Annotated in this window: 19 protein-coding genes and 1 pseudogene; 16 read left to right on the top strand and 4 right to left on the bottom strand. The window is 55.9% G+C overall.

Annotated features, from left to right (window positions below; translation table 11 throughout):
* The first annotated feature begins 169 nt into the window (after nucleotides 1–169).
* The 16 genes from serC to F8N80_RS04535 all read left to right on the top strand — a co-directional run bounded on the left by serC (nucleotide 170) and on the right by F8N80_RS04535 (nucleotide 17230).
* Nucleotides 170–1255 carry a 3-phosphoserine/phosphohydroxythreonine transaminase gene (serC, locus tag F8N80_RS04610; RefSeq protein WP_150748031.1) on the top strand — a complete coding sequence of 362 codons (1086 nt, stop codon included), beginning with the start codon at nucleotides 170–172 and terminating at the stop codon, nucleotides 1253–1255.
* A complete protein-coding gene (gene pheA / locus F8N80_RS04605) occupies nucleotides 1255–2349 on the top strand; it encodes a prephenate dehydratase (protein WP_007899727.1) in 1095 nt (364 codons plus the stop codon). Before serC ends, pheA begins: the two co-directional genes overlap by 1 nt.
* Before the next feature lie 10 nt (nucleotides 2350–2359).
* Complete coding sequence (gene hisC / locus F8N80_RS04600) at nucleotides 2360–3472, top strand: histidinol-phosphate transaminase (protein ID WP_150748032.1); 1113 nt, start codon at nucleotides 2360–2362, stop codon at nucleotides 3470–3472.
* A 28-nt stretch (nucleotides 3473–3500) separates the two neighbouring features.
* Entirely contained in the window at nucleotides 3501–5708 is a 2208-nt protein-coding gene (locus F8N80_RS04595; RefSeq protein ID WP_263596942.1) for a bifunctional prephenate dehydrogenase/3-phosphoshikimate 1-carboxyvinyltransferase, read from the top strand.
* Nucleotides 5705–6394 carry a (d)CMP kinase gene (gene cmk, locus F8N80_RS04590; protein WP_150783307.1) on the top strand — a complete coding sequence of 230 codons (690 nt, stop codon included), beginning with the start codon at nucleotides 5705–5707 and terminating at the stop codon, nucleotides 6392–6394. The genes F8N80_RS04595 and cmk overlap by 4 nt, the downstream gene beginning before the upstream one ends.
* 120 nt (nucleotides 6395–6514) lie before the next feature.
* Nucleotides 6515–8209 carry a 30S ribosomal protein S1 gene (gene rpsA / locus F8N80_RS04585; RefSeq protein ID WP_045060593.1) on the top strand — a complete coding sequence of 565 codons (1695 nt, stop codon included), beginning with the start codon at nucleotides 6515–6517 and terminating at the stop codon, nucleotides 8207–8209.
* 275 nt (nucleotides 8210–8484) lie between these two features.
* On the top strand, nucleotides 8485–8763 hold the full coding sequence (locus tag F8N80_RS04580) for a hypothetical protein (RefSeq protein WP_150783306.1): 279 nt from the start codon (nucleotides 8485–8487) through the stop codon (nucleotides 8761–8763).
* 151 nt (nucleotides 8764–8914) lie between these two features.
* On the top strand, nucleotides 8915–9211 hold the full coding sequence (gene ihfB, locus F8N80_RS04575) for an integration host factor subunit beta (protein ID WP_045060270.1): 297 nt from the start codon (nucleotides 8915–8917) through the stop codon (nucleotides 9209–9211).
* Nucleotides 9212–9241: 30 nt separating this feature from the next.
* A complete protein-coding gene (locus tag F8N80_RS04570) occupies nucleotides 9242–9481 on the top strand; it encodes a LapA family protein (protein ID WP_150748036.1) in 240 nt (79 codons plus the stop codon).
* Between the two features lie 227 nt (nucleotides 9482–9708).
* Nucleotides 9709–10785: a dTDP-glucose 4,6-dehydratase gene (rfbB, locus tag F8N80_RS04565; protein WP_150783305.1), complete on the top strand. Its 1077-nt coding sequence runs from the start codon at nucleotides 9709–9711 to the stop codon at nucleotides 10783–10785.
* Entirely contained in the window at nucleotides 10782–11675 is an 894-nt protein-coding gene (gene rfbD, locus F8N80_RS04560) for a dTDP-4-dehydrorhamnose reductase (protein WP_150783304.1), read from the top strand. The genes rfbB and rfbD overlap by 4 nt, the downstream gene beginning before the upstream one ends.
* Nucleotides 11672–12562 (top strand): glucose-1-phosphate thymidylyltransferase RfbA, encoded by an 891-nt coding sequence (rfbA, locus tag F8N80_RS04555; protein WP_150783303.1) that lies wholly within the window; start codon nucleotides 11672–11674, stop codon nucleotides 12560–12562. The genes rfbD and rfbA overlap by 4 nt, the downstream gene beginning before the upstream one ends.
* A 56-nt stretch (nucleotides 12563–12618) precedes the next feature.
* The gene (locus F8N80_RS04550; RefSeq protein WP_150783302.1) at nucleotides 12619–13542 is read left to right on the top strand and encodes a glycosyltransferase; all 924 of its coding nucleotides are present in this window, start codon (nucleotides 12619–12621) and stop codon (nucleotides 13540–13542) included.
* Entirely contained in the window at nucleotides 13539–14501 is a 963-nt protein-coding gene (locus F8N80_RS04545) for a UDP-glucose 4-epimerase family protein (protein ID WP_150783301.1), read from the top strand. Before F8N80_RS04550 ends, F8N80_RS04545 begins: the two co-directional genes overlap by 4 nt.
* Nucleotides 14498–15514, top strand: a complete 1017-nt coding sequence (locus F8N80_RS04540) for an MraY family glycosyltransferase (protein ID WP_150783300.1) — start codon at nucleotides 14498–14500, stop codon at nucleotides 15512–15514. The genes F8N80_RS04545 and F8N80_RS04540 overlap by 4 nt, the downstream gene beginning before the upstream one ends.
* Nucleotides 15515–16111: 597 nt before the next feature.
* Entirely contained in the window at nucleotides 16112–17230 is a 1119-nt protein-coding gene (locus F8N80_RS04535) for a methyltransferase domain-containing protein (protein ID WP_150783299.1), read from the top strand.
* A 39-nt stretch (nucleotides 17231–17269) separates the two neighbouring features.
* On the opposite strand, the gene F8N80_RS04530 is transcribed toward F8N80_RS04535, so the two are convergent.
* The 4 genes and pseudogenes from F8N80_RS04530 to tnpB form a co-directional block, all read right to left on the bottom strand.
* Nucleotides 17270–17494: a hypothetical protein gene (locus tag F8N80_RS04530; RefSeq protein WP_150783298.1), complete on the bottom strand. Its 225-nt coding sequence runs from the start codon at nucleotides 17492–17494 to the stop codon at nucleotides 17270–17272.
* Between the two features lie 94 nt (nucleotides 17495–17588).
* Nucleotides 17589–17684: a transposase domain-containing protein gene (locus F8N80_RS32100; RefSeq protein WP_440131177.1), complete on the bottom strand. Its 96-nt coding sequence runs from the start codon at nucleotides 17682–17684 to the stop codon at nucleotides 17589–17591.
* Between the two features lie 522 nt (nucleotides 17685–18206).
* A pseudogene (gene tnpC / locus F8N80_RS04520) lies at nucleotides 18207–19538 on the bottom strand (IS66 family transposase); the annotation flags it as partial.
* 18 nt (nucleotides 19539–19556) lie between these two features.
* A complete protein-coding gene (tnpB, locus tag F8N80_RS04515; RefSeq protein WP_224790635.1) occupies nucleotides 19557–19916 on the bottom strand; it encodes an IS66 family insertion sequence element accessory protein TnpB in 360 nt (119 codons plus the stop codon).
* Nucleotides 19917–20100: the final 184 nt, after the last annotated feature.

Raw genomic sequence — 20100 nt, 5'->3', positions numbered from 1 at the left:
TCGACACCTATGGAGATCCAGTGTGGGAGCGGGCTTGCTCGCGAAGACGGACTGACATTCAGCACAGATGTCGCCTGATACACCGCATTCGCGAGCAAGCCCGCTCCCACATTGGACCTGTGTCGACCGACAAGTTTGCATGACCCACCAAATCAGAGCGAGATTGGATGTGAGCAAGAGAGCCTATAACTTCTGCGCCGGTCCTGCGGCGCTTCCCGAAGCTGTCCTGCAGCGCGCCCAGGGTGAACTCCTTGATTGGCACGGCAAGGGCCTGTCGGTCATGGAAATGAGCCATCGCAGTGACGAGTTCGTGTCCATCGCCACCAAGGCCGAGCAGGATCTGCGTGATCTGCTGAATATCCCCTCCAACTATAAGGTGCTGTTCCTGCAAGGCGGCGCCAGCCAGCAATTTGCGCAGATTCCTCTGAACCTGTTGCCGGAAAGCGGCACCGCCGACTATATCGACACCGGTATCTGGTCGCAGAAAGCCATCGAAGAAGCCTCGCGCTACGGCCACGTCAACGTTGCGGCCACGGCCAAGCCTTATGATTATTTCGCCATTCCCGGTCAGAACGAGTGGAACCTGTCGAAAGATGCGGCCTACGTTCACTACGCGCCGAACGAAACCATCGGCGGTCTGGAATTCCAGTGGATCCCGCAAACCGGTGACGTTCCGCTGGTGGCCGACATGTCCTCGGACATCCTCTCGCGTCCGATGGATATTTCGCGCTTCGGCATGATCTACGCCGGCGCCCAGAAGAACATCGGCCCGAGCGGCCTGGTCGTCACCATCATTCGCGAAGACCTGCTGGGCCGCGCCCGCTCCCTGTGCCCGACCATGCTCGACTACAAGGTCGCGGCCGATAATGGCTCGATGTACAACACCCCGCCAACCCTGGCCTGGTACTTGTCCGGCCTGGTGTTCGAGTGGCTGAAAGAGCAGGGCGGTGTCGAGGCCATTGGCAGGCTCAATGAAGTGAAACAGCGCACGCTGTACGATTTCATCGACACCAGCGGCCTGTACAGCAACCCGATCAACAAGTCGGACCGCTCGTGGATGAACGTGCCATTCCGCCTGGCGGACGACCGTCTGGACAAGCCATTCCTGGTCGGTGCCGAAGCGCGTGGCCTGTTGAACCTCAAGGGTCACCGTTCCGTGGGCGGCATGCGTGCCTCCATCTATAACGCCGTCGATATCGTTGCGGTCAACGCACTGATTTCGTACATGGCAGAGTTCGAGAAGGAACACGGCTAATGTCTGAGCAAGAACTCAAGGCACTGCGCCTGCGCATTGATGCCCTGGACGAAAAAGTCCTGGAACTGATCAGTGAGCGCGCCCGCTGCGCCCAGGAAGTTGCGCGAGTAAAGATGGCCTCGCTGGCCGAAGGCGAAGTGCCGGTGTTCTATCGTCCCGAGCGGGAAGCTCAGGTGCTCAAGCGCGTGATGGAGCGCAACCAGGGGCCGCTGGGCAACGAAGAGATGGCGCGTTTGTTTCGCGAAATCATGTCCTCGTGCCTGGCCCTCGAGCAGCCGCTGAAAGTGGCTTACCTCGGTCCTGAAGGTACCTTCACCCAGGCGGCGGCCATGAAGCACTTCGGTCACGCGGTGATCAGCAAGCCGATGGCGGCCATCGACGAAGTGTTCCGCGAAGTGGCGGCCGGTGCGGTGAACTTTGGCGTGGTCCCGGTGGAAAACTCCACCGAAGGCGCGGTCAACCACACCCTCGACAGCTTCCTCGAGCACGACATGGTGATCTGCGGCGAAGTCGAGTTGCGCATTCACCACCACCTGTTGGTCGGTGAAAACACCAAGACCGACAGCATCAGCCGTATCTATTCCCACGCCCAGTCCCTGGCCCAGTGCCGCAAGTGGCTGGACGCGCATTACCCGAACGTCGAGCGCGTGGCGGTGTCCAGCAACGCCGAAGCGGCCAAGCGGGTCAAGGGCGAGTGGAATTCGGCAGCGATTGCCGGCGACATGGCGGCGGGCTTGTACGGGCTGACCCGTCTGGCGGAGAAAATCGAGGATCGCCCGGACAACTCCACGCGATTCCTGATGATCGGCAGCCAGGAAGTGCCGCCAACCGGCGATGACAAGACCTCGATCATCGTGTCCATGAGCAACAAGCCTGGCGCGTTGCACGAGTTGCTGGTGCCATTCCACGATAATGGCATCGACCTGACGCGCATCGAGACTCGTCCGTCGCGCAGCGGTAAATGGACCTACGTGTTCTTCATCGATTTCGTCGGCCACCACCGCGATCCACTGGTAAAAGGTGTGCTGGAAAAGATCAGTCAGGAAGCAGTGGCACTCAAGGTGCTGGGTTCCTACCCGAAAGCCGTTCTCTAAGGGGTAGCAAATGAGTGGCGACTTCCTCGCTCTGGCGCAGCCGGGCGTGCAACAACTTTCGCCTTACGTTCCGGGTAAGCCCGTGGACGAACTGGCGCGCGAGCTGAACATCGATCCAGCGAGCATCGTCAAGCTGGCGAGCAATGAAAATCCATTGGGCGCCAGTCCCAAGGCTCTGGCGGCAATTCGCGAAGAACTGGCCGAGCTGACCCGTTATCCGGACGGCAATGGTTTTGCGCTCAAGACCCTGCTGGCCGAGCAGTGCCGCGTCGAGCTGGACCAGGTGACCCTGGGCAACGGTTCCAACGACATTCTCGAGCTGGTCGCGCGTGCCTACCTGGCGCCGGGCCTGAACGCGGTGTTCAGCGAGCATGCGTTCGCGGTCTACCCGATCGTGACCCAGGCCGTTGGTGCTGACGCGCGGGTTATCCCGGCCAAAGACTGGGGTCATGATCTGTCGGCCATGCTGGCCGCGATCGATGCCGATACCCGCGTGGTGTTCATCGCCAATCCGAACAACCCGACCGGAACCTGGTTCGGTGCCGAGGCGCTGGATGAATTCCTGCAGGATGTGCCGGAACACGTGCTGGTGGTGCTGGACGAGGCTTACATCGAGTACGCCGAGGGCGCAGACTTGCCGGATGGCCTGGACTACCTGGCGGCGTACCCGAACCTGCTGGTTTCGCGCACCTTCTCCAAGGCCTATGGCCTGGCGGCGCTACGGATCGGTTATGGGCTGTCCACCGCGGTGGTCGCCGACGTGCTGAATCGCGTGCGTCAGCCGTTCAACGTCAATAGCCTGGCCCTGGCTGCTGCCTGCGCTGCGCTGCAAGACACCGATTACCTGGCTGAAAGCCGCCGCCTGAACGAGTCCGGCATGCAGCAACTGGAAGCAGGCTTCCGGGAGCTGGGGTTGAGCTGGATTCCATCCAAGGGCAACTTCATCTGCGTCGATCTGGGCCGTGTCGCGGCACCGGTGTTCCAGGGCCTGCTGCGCGAAGGCGTGATCGTGCGTCCGGTGGCCAACTACGGCTTGCCGAACCACCTGCGCGTCACCATCGGCCTGCCGGCGGAAAACAGCCGCTTCCTCGAGGCACTGACCAAGGTTCTGGCCCGTGGTTGATGTCACTGCGCGGCAGTCTGCTGCACCTGTGATCGGGCGCCTGGTGGTGGTCGGTCTGGGGTTGATCGGCGGTTCGTTTGCCAAGGGCTTGCGTGAAAGCGGCCTGTGCCGCGAAGTGGTCGGGGTCGACCTCGACCCGCAGTCGCGCAAGCTGGCGGTGGAGTTGGGCGTGGTGGATCGCTGCGAAGAAGACCTGGCCGTTGCTTGCCAGGGCGCCGACGTGATTCAACTGGCCGTGCCGATCCTCGCCCTGGAAAAAATCCTCGGTCGCCTGGCCGGCATGGACCTGGGGCCAGCGATTCTGACCGACGTCGGCAGCGCCAAGGGCAATGTGGTGCGCGCCGCAACCGCCGCGTTCGGCGGTATGCCGGCGCGCTTCGTGCCGGGGCATCCGATTGCCGGCTCCGAGCAGAGCGGGGTGGAAGCCTCCAATGCCGACCTGTTCCGCCGCCATAAAGTGATACTGACACCGCTGGATCAAACCGATCCGTCAGCCCTGGCCGTGGTCGATCGCCTGTGGCGCGAATTGGGCGCCGATGTCGAGCACATGCAAGTCGAGCGTCACGACGAAGTTTTGGCGGCAACCAGCCATTTGCCACACTTGCTCGCCTTCGGTTTGGTCGATTCATTGGCCAAACGCAATGAAAACCTTGAGATCTTCCGTTACGCTGCCGGCGGTTTCCGCGATTTCACAAGAATCGCGGGAAGCGACCCGGTCATGTGGCACGACATCTTCCTCGCCAACCGCGAAGCTGTCCTGCGCACACTCGATACATTTCGCAGCGACCTCGACGCCTTGCGCGACGCGGTCGATGCAGGGGATGGGCATCAATTGTTGGGCGTGTTCACGCGCGCCCGGGTTGCCCGCGAACATTTCAGTAAAATCCTGGCCCGCCGGGCTTATGTGGACGCTATGAACTCCAACGACCTGATTTTCCTGGCACAACCTGGTGGCCGCCTGACTGGGCGGATTCGTGTACCAGGCGATAAATCGATTTCCCACCGTTCGATCATGCTGGGCTCCCTGGCTGAAGGCGTCACCGAAGTCGAAGGCTTCCTCGAGGGCGAAGACGCCCTGGCGACCTTGCAAGCCTTCCGCGACATGGGTGTGGTGATCGAAGGTCCGCACCACGGTCGCGTGACCATTCACGGCGTCGGCCTGCATGGCCTGAAGCCAGCGCCGGGCCCGATCTACCTGGGCAACTCCGGCACTTCGATGCGTCTGCTGTCTGGCCTGTTGGCTGCGCAGAGCTTCGACAGCACCCTGACCGGTGACGCTTCGCTGTCCAAGCGCCCGATGAATCGCGTGGCCAATCCGCTGCGTGAAATGGGCGCCGTGATCGAGACCGCCGCCGAAGGTCGTCCGCCGATGACCATTCGTGGCGGAAACACGCTCAAAGGCCTGACCTACACCATGCCGATGGCCAGTGCCCAGGTTAAATCCTGCCTGCTGCTGGCCGGTCTGTACGCCGAAGGCAAGACCACCGTCACCGAGCCGGCACCGACCCGCGACCACACCGAGCGCATGCTGCGGGGCTTCGGCTACCCGGTCAGCGTCAATGGCGCTACGGCGTCGGTCGAGTCCGGCCATAAGCTGACCGCCACCCACATTGAAGTCCCGGGCGATATCTCTTCTTCCGCGTTCTTCCTGGTCGCCGCGTCGATCGCCGAAGGTTCGGAGCTGGTGCTCGAGCACGTCGGCATCAACCCGACCCGGACCGGCGTGATCGACATCCTGCGTCTGATGGGCGCTGACATCACCCTGGAAAACCAGCGTGAAGTCGGCGGCGAGCCAGTGGCGGACCTGCGCGTACGTGCAGCTAAACTCAAAGGTATCGAGATTCCCGAAGCGCTGGTTCCGCTGGCCATCGATGAATTCCCGGTGCTGTTCGTGGCCGCCGCCTGTGCCGAAGGGCGCACCATCCTGCGGGGTGCCGAAGAGCTGCGGGTCAAGGAGTCGGACCGGATCCAGGTCATGGCCGATGGCCTGCTGGCACTGGGCGTCAAATGCGAACCGACCCCGGACGGCCTCATCATCGACGGCGGCCAGATCGGCGGCGGCGAAGTGCACGGTCACGGCGATCACCGGATTGCCATGGCCTTCAGCGTGGCCTCGCTGCGCGCCACGGCGCCGATCCGCATCCATGACTGTGCCAACGTCGCGACGTCGTTCCCGAACTTCCTCGCGTTGTGCGCGCAGGTCGGTATCCGTGTCGCACAAGAGGCTCAGTCGTGAAAATCATCGCACCGGTCATCACCATTGATGGGCCAAGCGGCTCTGGCAAAGGCACGATCGCCGGGATCCTGGCCAAACGTCTGGGCTGGAACCTGCTGGACTCCGGTGCGCTGTATCGATTGCTCGCGTTCGCGGCGTATAACCACGGCGTCGACCTGACCAATGAAGAGCTGCTGAAAAAGCTCGCCGCTCATCTGGACGTGCAGTTCATCGCGGCGACCGACGGTCAGCTGCAACGCATCATCCTGGAAGGTGACGAAGTCAGTGATGTCATCCGCACCGAGAGTGTCGGTTCGGGTGCCTCCCAGGTCGCGGCGCTGCCCGCCGTGCGTGAGGCGCTGCTGCAGCGCCAGCGTGCATTCCAGGAAGCCCCGGGGCTGGTGGCCGACGGTCGCGACATGGGCACGGTGGTGTTCCCCGACGCTCCGCTGAAGATATTCCTCACTGCCAGTGCCGAGGAGCGTGCGCGCCGTCGATACTGGCAGTTGAAGGACAAAGTCGATGGTGTTAGTCTGTCGAGTCTGCTAGATGAGATTCGTGAACGCGATGAGCGTGACACCCAGCGCGCAGTAGCCCCGCTCAAGCCGGCGGCTGACGCGATACAGCTGGACTCCACGAAATTATCCATCGAGCAGGTGTTGCAACGCATCATGAGTGAGATCGCCCTGCGCGATCTTGCCGGGTGACCAAGAAACGACCCGGGGGACCAGTCATAGTCCTGTGTCGTTTCTTTAAATGAACGTAACCCACGTCGTCTGGGATGTGGAGCTGGGCGTATCCTTCGCCCTTATTCAACAGGAATTAAAATGAGCGAAAGCTTTGCGGAACTCTTTGAAGAAAGCCTAAAAACCCTGAACCTTCAGGCAGGCTCCATCATCACCGGTGTTATCGTTGATATCGATTACCAAGCTCGCTGGGTAACCGTTCACGCTGGTCTGAAGTCTGAAGCTCTGATCCCGCTGGAACAGTTCTACAACGATGCTGGCGACCTGACTATCAATGTCGGTGACGAAGTTCACGTTGCTCTGGACTCGGTTGAAGACGGTTTCGGTGAAACCAAGCTGTCCCGTGAAAAAGCCAAGCGCGCTGAATGCTGGATTGTTCTCGAAGCAGCCTTCGCAGCTGAAGAAGTGGTCAAGGGCGTTATCAACGGTAAGGTTAAAGGCGGCTTCACAGTCGACGTTAACGGCATCCGTGCGTTCCTGCCAGGTTCTCTGGTTGACGTCCGTCCTGTGCGCGATACTACGCACCTGGAAGGCAAAGAGCTGGAATTCAAGGTCATCAAGCTGGACCAGAAGCGCAACAACGTTGTCGTTTCCCGTCGTAGCGTCCTGGAAGCCGAGAACTCCGCCGAGCGCGAAGCTCTGCTGGAATCCTTGCAGGAAGGCCAACAAGTCAAAGGTATCGTCAAGAACCTCACCGATTACGGCGCATTCGTCGATCTGGGTGGCGTCGATGGCCTGCTGCACATTACCGACATGGCTTGGAAGCGTATCAAGCATCCTTCCGAAATCGTCAACGTTGGCGACGAGATCGATGTCAAGGTTCTGAAGTACGATCGCGAACGCAATCGTGTTTCCCTGGGCTTGAAGCAGCTGGGCGAAGATCCATGGGTTGCTATCAAAGCTCGTTACCCAGAAAGCACTCGCGTAACCGCGCGTGTTACCAACCTGACCGACTACGGCTGCTTCGCTGAGCTGGAAGAAGGCGTGGAAGGCCTGGTGCACGTTTCCGAAATGGACTGGACCAACAAGAACATCCACCCTTCGAAAGTCGTACAAGTCGGCGACGAAGTGGAAGTCATGGTTCTGGACATCGACGAAGAGCGTCGTCGTATCTCCCTCGGCATCAAGCAGTGCAAATCTAACCCATGGGAAGATTTCTCTGGCCAGTTCAACAAGGGCGATAAAATCTCCGGCACCATCAAGTCGATCACCGATTTCGGTATCTTCATTGGTCTGGACGGCGGCATCGACGGCCTGGTTCACCTGTCCGACATCTCCTGGAACGAAGTGGGCGAAGAAGCCGTTCGCCGCTTCAAGAAGGGCGACGAGCTGGACACCGTTATCCTGTCGGTTGACCCAGAGCGCGAGCGCATCTCCCTGGGTATCAAGCAATTGGAAAGCGATCCGTTCTCCGAGTACGTTCAAGAGAACGACAAAGGCGCAATCGTTAAAGGCATCGTGAAAGAAGTTGACGCCAAAGGCGCCATCATCACTCTGGCCGACGACATCGAAGCGACTCTGAAAGCCTCCGAAATCAGCCGTGACCGCGTTGAAGACGCGCGCAACGTTCTGAAAGAAGGCGAAGAAGTAGAAGCCAAGATCATCAGCGTTGACCGCAAGAGCCGTGTAATCCAGCTCTCCATCAAGTCGAAAGACGTTGAAGAAGAGAAAGAAGCAATCCAGAGCCTGCGCGACAAGCCAGCTTCGGACACTGCTGCTCCTGGTCCTACCACTCTGGGCGACCTGTTGCGTGCACAAATGGAAAAACAGAACTAAGTTCTGTCAGACCATAGAAAAAGGGCGACTTCGGTCGCCCTTTTTTGTGGGCGCGATTTGGTGAGCGCACCTCGCCGTCACGTCGATCCCCCGGTAGGAGTTGCCGCAGGCTGCGATCTTTTGATCTTTTGATCTCTGCCGCCCCTCACATCCGGCGCTGAACCGCAGTCCTCCCAAGCTGTCTCTTTCTCTAACAGGATCAATCGTTTATTTACAGCTAGTCTATAGCCTGAAGCAAACGACAGTCGGGCAGGGTGCCTGGCATAAGGAAGTGAATGAACAAGCTCATTGTCGCAGTGGCAGTATTGGCATTGGCAGGTTGCACCACTAACGCCAAGACATACGCAAAGCGCGGGGTCAGTGGCATCGTAGTCGATTGCTCCGGGCTGGGCTCAGGCTGGGAGAAGTGCCGCAAACGCGCGGACAAGGAGTGCAAGGGCGCAGGCTACAAGGTCGTGACGAGGTCCGATGATGCCAAGGAAGAGGATGAATATCCTTTCGGCTTCAATCCAGCCGGCTACCTGACCCGCACCATGCTGGTTATCTGCAGATGAGAGAATAAGGGGAGATCAGCGTCCTCTTGCTCCGCAACAGGGCATCTCACAGCTGGCAAAGATATGTGAAAACTCGGGCTGTTCAAATCCATCCGGGCATGCTAAAACCTTTGAAGCGCTGATCTAGCTGCTTGAAAAAGAAGGGAAAAATATGACGAAGTCGGAGTTGATCGAACGAATTGTCACCCATCAAGGGCTGCTCTCATCCAAGGATGTGGAGCTGGCCATCAAGACCATGCTCGAGCAAATGTCTCAATGCCTGGCCACCGGTGATCGTATCGAGATCCGTGGATTTGGCAGCTTCTCATTGCATTACCGCGCGCCGCGGGTAGGGCGTAATCCAAAGACCGGGCAGTCGGTTAGCCTGGATGGCAAGTTTGTTCCGCATTTCAAGCCGGGGAAAGAGCTTCGGGATCGGGTGAACGAGGATGAGGAGGAGGAGGTTTGATGGTCGCTGCTGCAATTCAAGGATCCGTTCATGCGTAATTTCAAACGCGTAATGCTTGCTGTATTCGTCCTGTTGCTGGTCCTGGCAATTCTGGCGTTCGTTCTCGAGAACCAGCAATCGGTTTCATTGCTGTTTCTTGGCTGGGCCGGGCCGCAGCTCCCGGTCTCGTTGGTCATGGTTATTGCGCTGCTGATCGGCATGGTAATCGGGCCGATTCTCGGCTGGTTTCTGGGGCGTACATCCAGGGCCTCACGCAAGCGGCTAGTCTGATTGCCCCATGGCAGGGAAACGCGCCGACTTCAGCCACAGCTTGTCCATATCCATTAGTAAAACCTTCATTAAGCTGTAAAATACTGGGCTTGTCCGATAATGGCATTTTCCCATATCGGTTCAGATTGACACTGTCAGAAGCCTCGACAGACTTAAAGGCTTTTGCATTCATGGATCAGACAGAACTCGGTTGCCGGTCCTGTCAGTAACTTAGGGTATGGTTTCGCGTGAAAATTCTAGTAACCGGCGGCGCCGGGTTTATCGGCTCGGCAGTCATCCGACATATCATCTCCAACACTACTGACTCCGTTGTCAACGTTGATAAGCTTACTTACGCCGGCAACCTTGAGTCATTGGCCGAAGTCAGCCAGAACTCGCGTTATGTGTTCGAACGCGTCGACATTTGCGACCGTGACCAGATCGACCGAGTCCTGCGTGAACACCAACCGGATGCCATCATGCATCTGGCTGCAGAGTCCCATGTCGACCGCTCGATCTCTGGCCCGTCTGAATTCATCCAGACCAACATCATCGGCACTTACACCCTGCTGGAAGCTGCTCGTCACTATTGGGCAGCGCTGGACGATGCGCGTAAAGCCAGCTTTCGCTTCCACCATATTTCGACTGACGAAGTGTACGGAGACCTTGAAGGTCCGGAAGACCTCTTCACCGAAACCACGCCTTATCAGCCAAGCTCGCCGTACTCGGCCAGCAAGGCCAGTTCCGATCACCTGGTTCGCGCCTGGAGTCGTACTTATGGCCTGCCGACACTGGTCACCAATTGCTCGAACAACTACGGCCCGTGCCACTTCCCCGAGAAGTTGATCCCGCTGATCATTCTCAATGCACTGGAAGGCAAGCCGTTGCCGGTCTATGGCAAGGGCAATCAGGTCCGTGACTGGCTGTACGTCGAAGACCATGCCCGCGCACTGTACAAAGTCGTGACCGAAGGCGTTATCGGCGAGACGTACAACATCGGTGGTCATAACGAAAAGCAAAACATCGAAGTCGTGAACACCCTGTGTGCGCTGCTGGATGAGCTGCGACCAGACTCCGCTCATCGTCCACACGCCAGCCTGATCACCTACGTTCAGGATCGCCCGGGCCATGATCAGCGTTACGCGATCGACGCCAGTAAAATCCAGCGCGAGCTGGGATGGACACCGGAAGAAACCTTCGAAACCGGCATCCGCAAGACTGTCGAGTGGTACCTGAGCAATACTGAATGGGTTGCCCACGTGAAGAGCGGCAGCTACCAGCAGTGGATCGACCAGAACTACGCCGATCGTTCGAACAAAGCATGAAAATCCTCCTGCTGGGAAAAAACGGCCAGGTGGGCTGGGAGTTGCAGCGCTCGCTTGCGCCGCTCGGCGAGTTGATCGCTCTTGATCGTCAAACTGTCGATGGTTTGTGTGGCGACCTGTCTGATCTCGACGCCTTGCGCTCGACCATCCGCCAGGTAAAGCCCGACGTCATCGTCAATGCGGCTGCCTATACAGCCGTAGATAAAGCAGAGTCCGAGACCGAGTTGGCCGATCGTGTAAATGGCCACGCCAGCCGAGTCATGGCCGAAGAAGCGGCCTCCCTGGGTGCGTGGCTGATTCATTACTCGACCGACTACGTCTTCAGCGGCCAGGGCTCGACACCCTGGCAAGAGGCGGACGCAGTGGCGCCCGTGAACCACTACGGCGCCAGCAAGCTGGCTGGCGAGCAAGCCATTATCGCCTCGGCGTGCAAGCATCTGATCTTCCGCACCAGTTGGGTCTATGGCGCTCGGGGCAACAACTTCGCGAAAACCATGCTGCGGCTGGCTAAAGATCGTGAAACGTTGAGCGTTATCGCCGACCAGATCGGAGCTCCGACGGGTGCAGACCTGATCGCCGATGTGACCGCGCTGGCCATACAACAGGTCATGCAGCGCCCTGAATTAGCGGGCCTGTATCACCTGGCGTCCGCTGGCGAAGTATCCTGGCACGGCTATGCCAGCCATGTGATCGCATTTGCCAAAGCCAATGGCGAGCAACTTGCCGTCGCGGCGATCAATCCGATTGAAACGACCGCTTACCCAACCCCTGCGCGCCGCCCTCTGAATTCGCGTCTGAATACCCGGAAGCTGCGTGACAATTTCTGTCTACACTTGCCGGATTGGCAAAGTGGCGTAACTCGAATGCTTATGGAAGTTCTGAATAAATGACCACGACAAATCGTAAAGGCATCATCCTCGCTGGCGGTTCGGGCACGCGTTTGCACCCCTTGACCCTCGGTGTGTCCAAGCAGATGCTGCCGATCTACGACAAGCCGATGATCTTTTATCCGCTGTCGGTGCTGATGCTGGCGGGTATGCGCGAAATCCTGATCATCTCCACACCGGAAGACCTGCCTTGCTTCCGCAAACTGCTGGGTGACGGCAGTCTTTACGGCATCAAGCTGACCTACGCGGAACAGCCTAGTCCAGACGGTCTGGCACAAGCCTTCATCATCGGCGAAGAGTTTATCGGTAAGGATCCATGCTGCCTGATCCTCGGTGACAACATCTTTTACGGTCAGCACTTCTCGGATAATTTGCGTTCGGCGACCAATCAGCAGAGTGGCGCAACTGTATTTGGTTACCACGTGTCTGACCCGGAACGTTTCGGCGTTGTGGAATTCGATGCAACGGGCAAGGCGCTGAGTATCGAAGAAAAGCCACTGAAGCCAAAATCCAACTATGCGGTGACCGGTCTTTATTTCTACGACAACGACGTTGTCGAGATTGCCAAGAGCATCAAGCCGTCCGAGCGTGGCGAGCTGGAAATCACTGACGTCAATCGTGCCTACCTTGAGCGCAAGACGCTCAGCGTCGAAATGCTCGGTCGCGGCTTCGCCTGGCTGGATACCGGTACCCATGATTCGCTGCTGGAAGCCAGTCACTTCGTACATACCATCGAGCAGCGCCAAGGTCTGAAAGTGGCTTGTCTGGAAGAGATTGCCTATCACAACGGTTGGATCACTGCCGAGCAGTTGGGTACCCAAGCTGACGCCCTGAAGAAGACTGGCTATGGTCAGTACCTGCAGAAACTGCTGGACTCGCCTTCCCACTGATTCGAAAGCTCAATCCTTTCGAATGGTCGCGTTTAACCGGTGCAAGCAGGAATGGCATGTCAGTAAAACGTCCCAAGGTTGCAGTTTTGCTGGCTGCCTACAATGGCATGCAATGGATCGAGGAGCAGTTGGCCTCGATCCTCTGCCAGTCAGCTGTCGACATAACCGTTCATATCAGTATCGACCCTTCCACTGACGGCACCGAAGCTTGGTGTGCGGCTTACGCAGCTCTGCATCCTGGAGTCACCGTCTTGCCGGCCGCCGGAAGGTTTGGCGGTGCCTCTCGCAACTTCTTCCGATTGATCCGCGATGTCGCCTTCGACGGTTACGACTTCATTGCCTTTGCCGATCAAGATGATGTCTGGCACACGGATAAGCTCCAGCGTGCGACCCATGCCATTCAAGTCCATCAGGTCGATGCCTATTCAAGTAATGTCACGGCGTTCTGGCCAGATGGCACCATGCATCTGCTGGATAAGGCACAGCCTCAGGTCAAGTGGGATTTCTTGTTCGAGGCCGCGGGTCCTGGTTGCACCTACGTGATGAGCAAAAGCCTCGCCGTTTCGCTAAAGGCTTCGATGCTCGACAATTGGCAGCAACTGCAAGAGGTCAGTTTGCACGACTGGTATTGCTACGCCTTCGCCCGTAGCCATGGTTACCGTTGGTACATCGATCCTGAGCCTTCGATGAATTATCGGCAGCACGAGCGTAACCAGGTTGGCGCCAACAAAGGCTTAAGCCCACTGATTGCCCGGTACAAAACCATCCACGATGGTTGGTGGTTCAATCAGGTGCAGTTGATCGTGCACCTGGTCGGGCAGGGCACCGATCCTTTTGTGCAAACCTGGCTGAAATTGAGGCCCAGACAACTAATGAGGCTTTCGTTGAGCGCTTGGCATTGCCGACGACGAGTGCGGGATAAAGCGTTTTTCTTTTGTATTTGTTGGGCAACTGCATTGACAGGAAATAAGGCTAGATGACCGCGGTGAAAGTATTAGTGACGGGGGCAGGCGGCTTCGTTGGAGAAGCAGTGGTCCTCAAACTGTTGGTGGATAAGAAGTTCTGCCCGATCGCAGCTGCACGCGGAGTCACTCGCCTACAGGGGCTATGCCCGGTTCAGCCCTTCGACTTAGCCCACGCCACGGTGCTGCCTGCGTTAGATGAGGTTCAAGTCGTCATTCATGCCGCCGCTCGGGTGCATGTCATGAATGAAACTGCCGTAGACGCACTGGCCGAGTTTCGTAAGGTTAACGTGGAAGGCACTCTAAGTCTGGCGCAGCGCGCCGCCAAATCAGGGGTAAAACGCTTCATCTTCATCAGTTCAATCAAGGTCAACGGCGAACGTACCCTCCCAGGCAAGCCGTTCAAAGCCGATGACCGGCCCAATCCGCAGGATCCGTATGGTGTATCCAAGTACGAAGCCGAAGAGGCATTGAAGCAGCTGGGCCGCGCCACCGGTATGGAAGTCGTAATCATTCGCCCCCCGCTGGTCTATGGCCCTGGTGTAAAAGCCAACTTTCTGAGCATGCTGAATTGGCTCAATAAGGGCATTCCACTGCCCTTGGGCGCGATTCGAAACCAGCGAAGCCTGGTGGCTATCGGGAACCTCGTGAGCCTTGTCGCTACGTGCATCGATCATCCCGCAGCAGCTAATCAGACCTTTCTGGTAAGTGACGGCAAAGACTTATCTACGACTCAATTATTACATTGTCTTTCCAGGGCGCTGGGCAAGCCTGCGCGCCTATTGCCCGTGCCTGAATGGTTGCTGACGCTAGCGGCCTCAGCTCTGGGCAAGAAAGCCATAGGTCAGCGCATATGCGGGTCGCTGCAAGTCGATATCAATAAAAATCGCGAATTACTGGGGTGGGCGCCACCTGTCAATATGGACAAAGCCATGCGTCAGACCGCTGGCCATTATTTGGAAAAGCAAACGAAATGACTGTTTGGTGGCTGTTACTCGCTGTGTTCGTTGTTTCTTGGGGTTTGACTCTTGTCTTGCGCCGTTATGCCCTGGCCAAGAGTTTGATGGACATACCTAATGAGCGCAGCTCACATTCGATTCCGACACCGCGGGGGGGAGGGGTGGCGATTGTTATTTCTTTTCTTTTGGCGTTACCAGCCCTTTCTAGCCTGGATCTGATCAGCCCCGCCTTTCTTTATGGGATTCTTGGCGCGGGCCTACTCGTTGCCATTATCGGGTTCGCGGATGATCATGGGCACATCGCTGCAAGATGGCGCTTGCTTGGACACTTCCTTGCAGCAGCTTGGGTATTATTCTGGCTGGATGGCCTGCCAGTGATTAAAATGTTTGGAATTAACGTTGATCTCGGATGGTTCGGGAACGCTCTCGCATTAATATACTTAGTATGGATGCTGAATCTTTATAATTTTATGGACGGCATCGATGGTTTGGCCAGTGCTGAAGCGATTAGCGTCTGCTTGATGATGTGCTTGGTTTGCTGGCTAAACGGGCATACTAATCTTATGTGGCCGCCACTGTTTCTAGCTGCAGCAGTTTCCGGTTTTTTCTACTGGAACTTTCCGCCTGCACGTATATTTATGGGGGATGCGGGGAGCGGATTTCTCGGTATTATTCTTGGCGGTCTTACTTTGCATGCAGCTAAAGATTCGACGGAACTATTATGGAGTTGGCTGATACTGCTTGGTGTTTTTATTGTTGATTCTACATGGACTTTGATTCGGCGTTTGGCTCGTAATGAAAAAATTTATAATGCTCATCGAACTCATGGATATCAATATGCATCTCGGCAGCTCAAGAGTCATGGCGTTGTCACTGCAGCGGTAGTGGGTATTAATTTATTTTGGCTTTTCCCGATTGCGTATCTGGTCGGCGCAGGGTCGCTTGATGGCTTATTAGGATTGTGTTTCGCCTATGTGCCGATCATGTGGCTAGTTATCGTGTTCAAGGCGGGAGAGTCCGAGCTTGAATAGTGCATTTAAACATGATGCAGTCATCAGCAGGAAGTTGGTTTCGTCTCCTGTTGAAGTTGTTTTTATGATGATTACAGATAAAGCTGTTTAACTGAAGGTGCGATACACTTTTAATTGTCGGTAGTGTGCGACTTGATGGTCATGCCATGTCGTACATTCGAAGTTTGTGCTTGTGCCAATCTCTCATAAATATACCCAGTAATAGCAGCCTGTTTTTCGGGTAGGCTGCCTTAGTAGACTCGGTCGACCTGCAGCGCGGGATGCCTGCTTGGACGGTGGCCTGTTTAGCAATGACGTAGCTTTGGCTTTGGCTATGAAGGCTGAGGGCCTAAACGCAAGACTTGATCCTAGTAAAATTTGGATTGCCATGAGCACCTTCGAACGGTTATGTTAATTGGAGATGAGGAGACGCATAACGATGGGCTTATTGTCGACGTCAACGTTAGCTACTAGCTTAGACCGGTTGGGTTGGAGCCATCCGATCCATCGAAAGTAGCCTAGGCGGACGCATTGTGACTGCAAGAAGCGAGAGGAACTAGATTTTTCAGCATGGAAAAAGCGATATTGATGAAATAACAAAAAAAGACGGAGGTTTGAATGGATCGTCGCCAACAAATCACGCAGTACATTTCTTCCGGCACCAAAGGCATTGAAATCGGTCCTTGGTGTAATCCTCTTACACCTAAACGTGCTGGTTATAATTGTACTATTATAGATGTGTTTGATACCTCAACACTTAAGGCTCGAGCTAGCGCCGATCCTTCGATCTCCAAGGAGCAGGAAGATAGTATTGAGAACGTCGATCTCGTAGGATCTTCCTCGAAAATAGAAGAACTAGTAGCAAGTATCAATGCGCTCGGTGAATTCGATTATATTGTTTCTTCCCATAATTTTGAACACGTACCTGATATCATAAGATTTTTCCAAGGATGTGAGAAAGTCTTGAAGCCTGACGGCGTATTGAGTATGGCGATTCCAGACAGGCGCGGCTGTTTTGATTACTTTAGACCCAATAGCTCATTGGCTGAGGTGCTGGACTCGCACTTCACTAATAGAAAGCAGCCCAATACGGCGCAAATTTTCGAACACTGCTCCCTTTACGCGCGACAAGTATTAGATAGTGTATCTGTTAGCGGGTTTCATACAGGTGTAAAAGCAACAAATATTGAGCCATTTGAAACGCTTACAGAGACATTTGAAATCTGGAAGGCACGCTTGGTGTCCGGAGATGATGCGTACGTAGATGTCCATTGTTGGACGTTTACACCTTCGTCTTTCGAAGCTATTTTTATGGAGTTGAGTTTCCTTGGTTTGACTAAGCTCGAAATTATGAGCGTTGAGGCCGTGGGTGGGGAGTTCCATGTACACTTTCGTAATAGAGCAGAACATATTCAGTGGGACAAAAAAGATTTTTATCGTCGACGTCTCGCTTTGCTTCAAAAAACAAACGATGAAGCCTGTGTGACCTCTCCCTTGTTTCAAAGACAGGCAGCTGAGATTGAGAAGTTTGAACAGTGCCGCAAGGAACTAGAGACAAAGCTATTTGAATCAGATAAAGAAAAAGAATTGCTTATACTGCAACTTAAAAAAATGAAGCATGATCTCTCTAGTACTCATTCAATAGTAGTGGCGCTAAAAAACTCTAGTAGTTGGAAATGTACTGCTCCGTTGCGATACGTGATCAAGAAGTTACGACAAGCTTTCTGCGAGCGCTGAGTCAATCAGGGTTATTGCTGGTGTAGGTAATTGAAGGTGTTATATAGTGCTGCGGCGCAGCATGCGCCAGAGGCGCGTTGATTTTCTTTTCGCGAGTTGGCAGCCCAAGGAAATGCTATTTCCTGTGCGCGACCATACCCTAGCAGCTAAAGTATCAGTATCAGTATCAGTATCAGTATCAGTATCAGTATCAGTATCAGTATCAGTATCAGTATCAGTATCAGTATCAGTATCAGTATCAGTATCAGTATCAATATCTATCAAGTGAGACTTTTGTAATTAAGGAACAGGGCATCCCTTTGTTTAAAGCTTGTAAGCGCCCCATAAACCACACATGGCAAAAAAACGATGTGTTTATTTAGCGCGAGATAGTCGGCGAGCAGTTCCATGGCAGCAAGGCTTCGAAGTCTTCAATCGAAGCCGCCAGCGGCAAGCGCTCCAGTACGTGGCGCAGCCACGTATACGGCTCCTGGCCGTTAGCCTTGGCAGTTTCGACCAGGCTGTAGATCTGCGCACTGGCGGTGGCCCCCTTGGGCGTGTCGCGGAACAGCCAATTTTTACGATTATGCCAAGCTTGGCATAATCGTAATTATCCGCAGTCGGAAATTATGCTCAGTTCGCCCGTACCCGGTTTCGTGATCGCATAGTCCGCCTGCTTTCCGGGTCTCCTGGCGCGTTTCGGACACGCCATAATTTTCGGTGGTTTTCTGTAGAACCCGCCCCCTCTACAGGAGCACACCATACCTGCGGATCAATACCTGGCGAGACTTTCTTGCCTCCACAAAATCAACAACAGCCCGCTCGGCGCCACCGTCATCGGCCCACCTGAAAGCAAGCGCACGCGCTATCGTCCGACTGACGCCCTGCTGAAGTTTCTGGAAAGTCTCTGAAATTATGCAACGTCGGCAGTGGTGGGCAGCCAGGCGCGCTGCCACCGCCGCCGCATACCCGACATAATTTCCGACTGCGGATAATTACGACCAATAACAAAGGGTTTTACCGCTCTCTCGGCCTTGTTGTTATCGATGGGCAAGAAGCCGGCCTCGATGTAACGCTCAAGCTTGCTCCAGTTGCTGGCCAAATAACCGACGGCCTTGCCCAAGGCACTTTGTGAGGTGACCTGGGGATGCGTTTTCTCCAGCCAGCTCTTTAATTGGGCGAGTACTGGCAGGCTCTTTTCCTGCCGACCAGCCAAACGTTGTTCATCACTGCCGTCCTTGAGTTCGCGCTCGATGCCGTACAACTTGTTGATCATGGTCAGCGCAATATCAGCACGTCCGGTCTTGCCTTTGGGTTGCACTTTCTGCGCATCGACGAACTTGCGTCGCGCATGTGCCCAGCAGCCCAGACGCTCGACACCCGGCTGCGCGCCCAAGGCGTTATAGCCGGCGTAATCGTCGGTCATCAGGTAACCGCGATAATCGACGAGCAGACGCAGTGGCACCTCCTGCGCGCGGCTGGTGGTGTAGTCAAACAGCACCACGGGGCGCTCAGGCGGGCCACTGGCCTGGACCCACATCCAGGACTGGCTGGTCGGGTCTCGATCCGGTTCCTTCAGCACTTGTACCCGCGTTTCATCGCAGTGGATCACCGGGCTTTCCAGCAACCGGTCGCGCATCAAATTCAGCAGCGGTTGCAAGTGTTCGCCGCACTGGATCACCCAGCGCGCCAAGGTTTGGCGGGGGATATCGACGCCGTGTCGGCCAAGTACTTTTTCGAACCGATACAGTGGCAAACCGTCGACGTATTTGGTGGTCAGCAACATCGCCAGCACGCTGGGGCTGGCCATGCTCTTTTCGATCAGCTGAGCCGGTTTGTCGGCGGTGACCGGGGCCGTTTCGCAGCCACGGCAGGCGTAAACCTTGCGGATGTGTTTGATCACGCGGATTTGCATAGGCACGATTTCCAGCTGTTCGCTGGTTTCTTCGCCGATGACGTGTTTACGACAGCCGCACGCGCAGCTCAGTTCGTGCTCGGGCAGTTCGTGGATGACTTCAATACGCGGTAGATCAGCCGACAGCTGTTTGCGTTTGCCCCGGCATTGGGTCGGGGCAACGACTTCTTCGTCAGACTCATCGGTGACCGGAACCTCGAGGCTTTCCGGCTCATTGAAGAGCGCGAGCTGCGGCGTCTGCGGATCGACGGTTTGTTCTGATTTGCGCCCGAACAAACGTTGACGCAATAGCTTGATCTGTTCTTTCAGGTCAACAATCTGGCCCTTGTCCACCTGACGCTCACTGAGCATCTGCACAAGCATTTGCTTGAGCAGAACCGGATCATCAGGGAGGTTGTCGGGCATGGAAATCATGGCCCGGATTATACCCAATCACGCGACAAATCGCGGCGTCAAAACCTGATGCGGACGGTTCCTCCACAGGTCAAAACCATCCAGCAGCCAATTCAACTCCTGCACGCTCAGCACGATGGCTTCGTCGGTAGGATCAGGCGATGTTTTGAAACGTTCGGACTCCAGGCGCTTGAGCCAAAGGCAAAAACCGTTGCGCTCCCAATAAAGGATTTTCACTCGATTGCGGGGGCGATTCAAAAAAACGAAAAGCACGGGGTCGAACACGGCGACCTTGATATCTAACTCCACCAGGGCGGCGAGGCCGTCGATGGATTTTCGGAAGTCCACGGGCTTGGGGTAGAGGTACACTTTTTCGACTTTGGCGTCGGGACGCATCATGATTACGGGCTCGTGATGGGAATCGGGAGCACAGCATCAGGCTTCAACTGGCGGCTTTGAATGTGGGCACGGTGGATCGCTTACCATAGAGTGCCATGAGCACACGGATCTATTGAGAACTCGGCCAGCGGATTCCATCAGGGACAGCGGCAACGCCGCACCGAAAGTCCGGATGTATGAGTGC

It is taken from the genome of Pseudomonas fluorescens, assembly GCF_902497995.1.
Classification (GTDB): domain Bacteria; phylum Pseudomonadota; class Gammaproteobacteria; order Pseudomonadales; family Pseudomonadaceae; genus Aquipseudomonas; species Aquipseudomonas fluorescens_BK.
Note: the sequence above shows the minus strand (reverse complement) of the source record. Positions and strands in the feature narration are given on the sequence as shown.

Bases quoted from the DNA above. Each gene is read 5' to 3' on its own strand.
- F8N80_RS04545 (WP_150783301.1), top strand. From the start codon at position 13,539: ATGACCGCGGTGAAAGTATTAGTGACGGGGGCAGGCGGCTTCGTTGGA.
- rfbD (WP_150783304.1), top strand. From the start codon at position 10,782: ATGAAAATCCTCCTGCTGGGAAAAAACGGCCAGGTGGGCTGGGAGTTG.
- F8N80_RS04535 (WP_150783299.1), top strand. From the start codon at position 16,112: ATGGATCGTCGCCAACAAATCACGCAGTACATTTCTTCCGGCACCAAA.
- F8N80_RS04580 (WP_150783306.1), top strand. From the start codon at position 8,485: ATGAACAAGCTCATTGTCGCAGTGGCAGTATTGGCATTGGCAGGTTGC.
- F8N80_RS04550 (WP_150783302.1), top strand. From the start codon at position 12,619: ATGTCAGTAAAACGTCCCAAGGTTGCAGTTTTGCTGGCTGCCTACAAT.
- rpsA (WP_045060593.1), top strand. From the start codon at position 6,515: ATGAGCGAAAGCTTTGCGGAACTCTTTGAAGAAAGCCTAAAAACCCTG.
- tnpB (WP_224790635.1), bottom strand. From the start codon at position 19,916: ATGATGCGTCCCGACGCCAAAGTCGAAAAAGTGTACCTCTACCCCAAG.
- F8N80_RS04570 (WP_150748036.1), top strand. From the start codon at position 9,242: ATGCGTAATTTCAAACGCGTAATGCTTGCTGTATTCGTCCTGTTGCTG.
- ihfB (WP_045060270.1), top strand. From the start codon at position 8,915: ATGACGAAGTCGGAGTTGATCGAACGAATTGTCACCCATCAAGGGCTG.
- F8N80_RS04540 (WP_150783300.1), top strand. From the start codon at position 14,498: ATGACTGTTTGGTGGCTGTTACTCGCTGTGTTCGTTGTTTCTTGGGGT.
- rfbA (WP_150783303.1), top strand. From the start codon at position 11,672: ATGACCACGACAAATCGTAAAGGCATCATCCTCGCTGGCGGTTCGGGC.
- pheA (WP_007899727.1), top strand. From the start codon at position 1,255: ATGTCTGAGCAAGAACTCAAGGCACTGCGCCTGCGCATTGATGCCCTG.
- hisC (WP_150748032.1), top strand. From the start codon at position 2,360: ATGAGTGGCGACTTCCTCGCTCTGGCGCAGCCGGGCGTGCAACAACTT.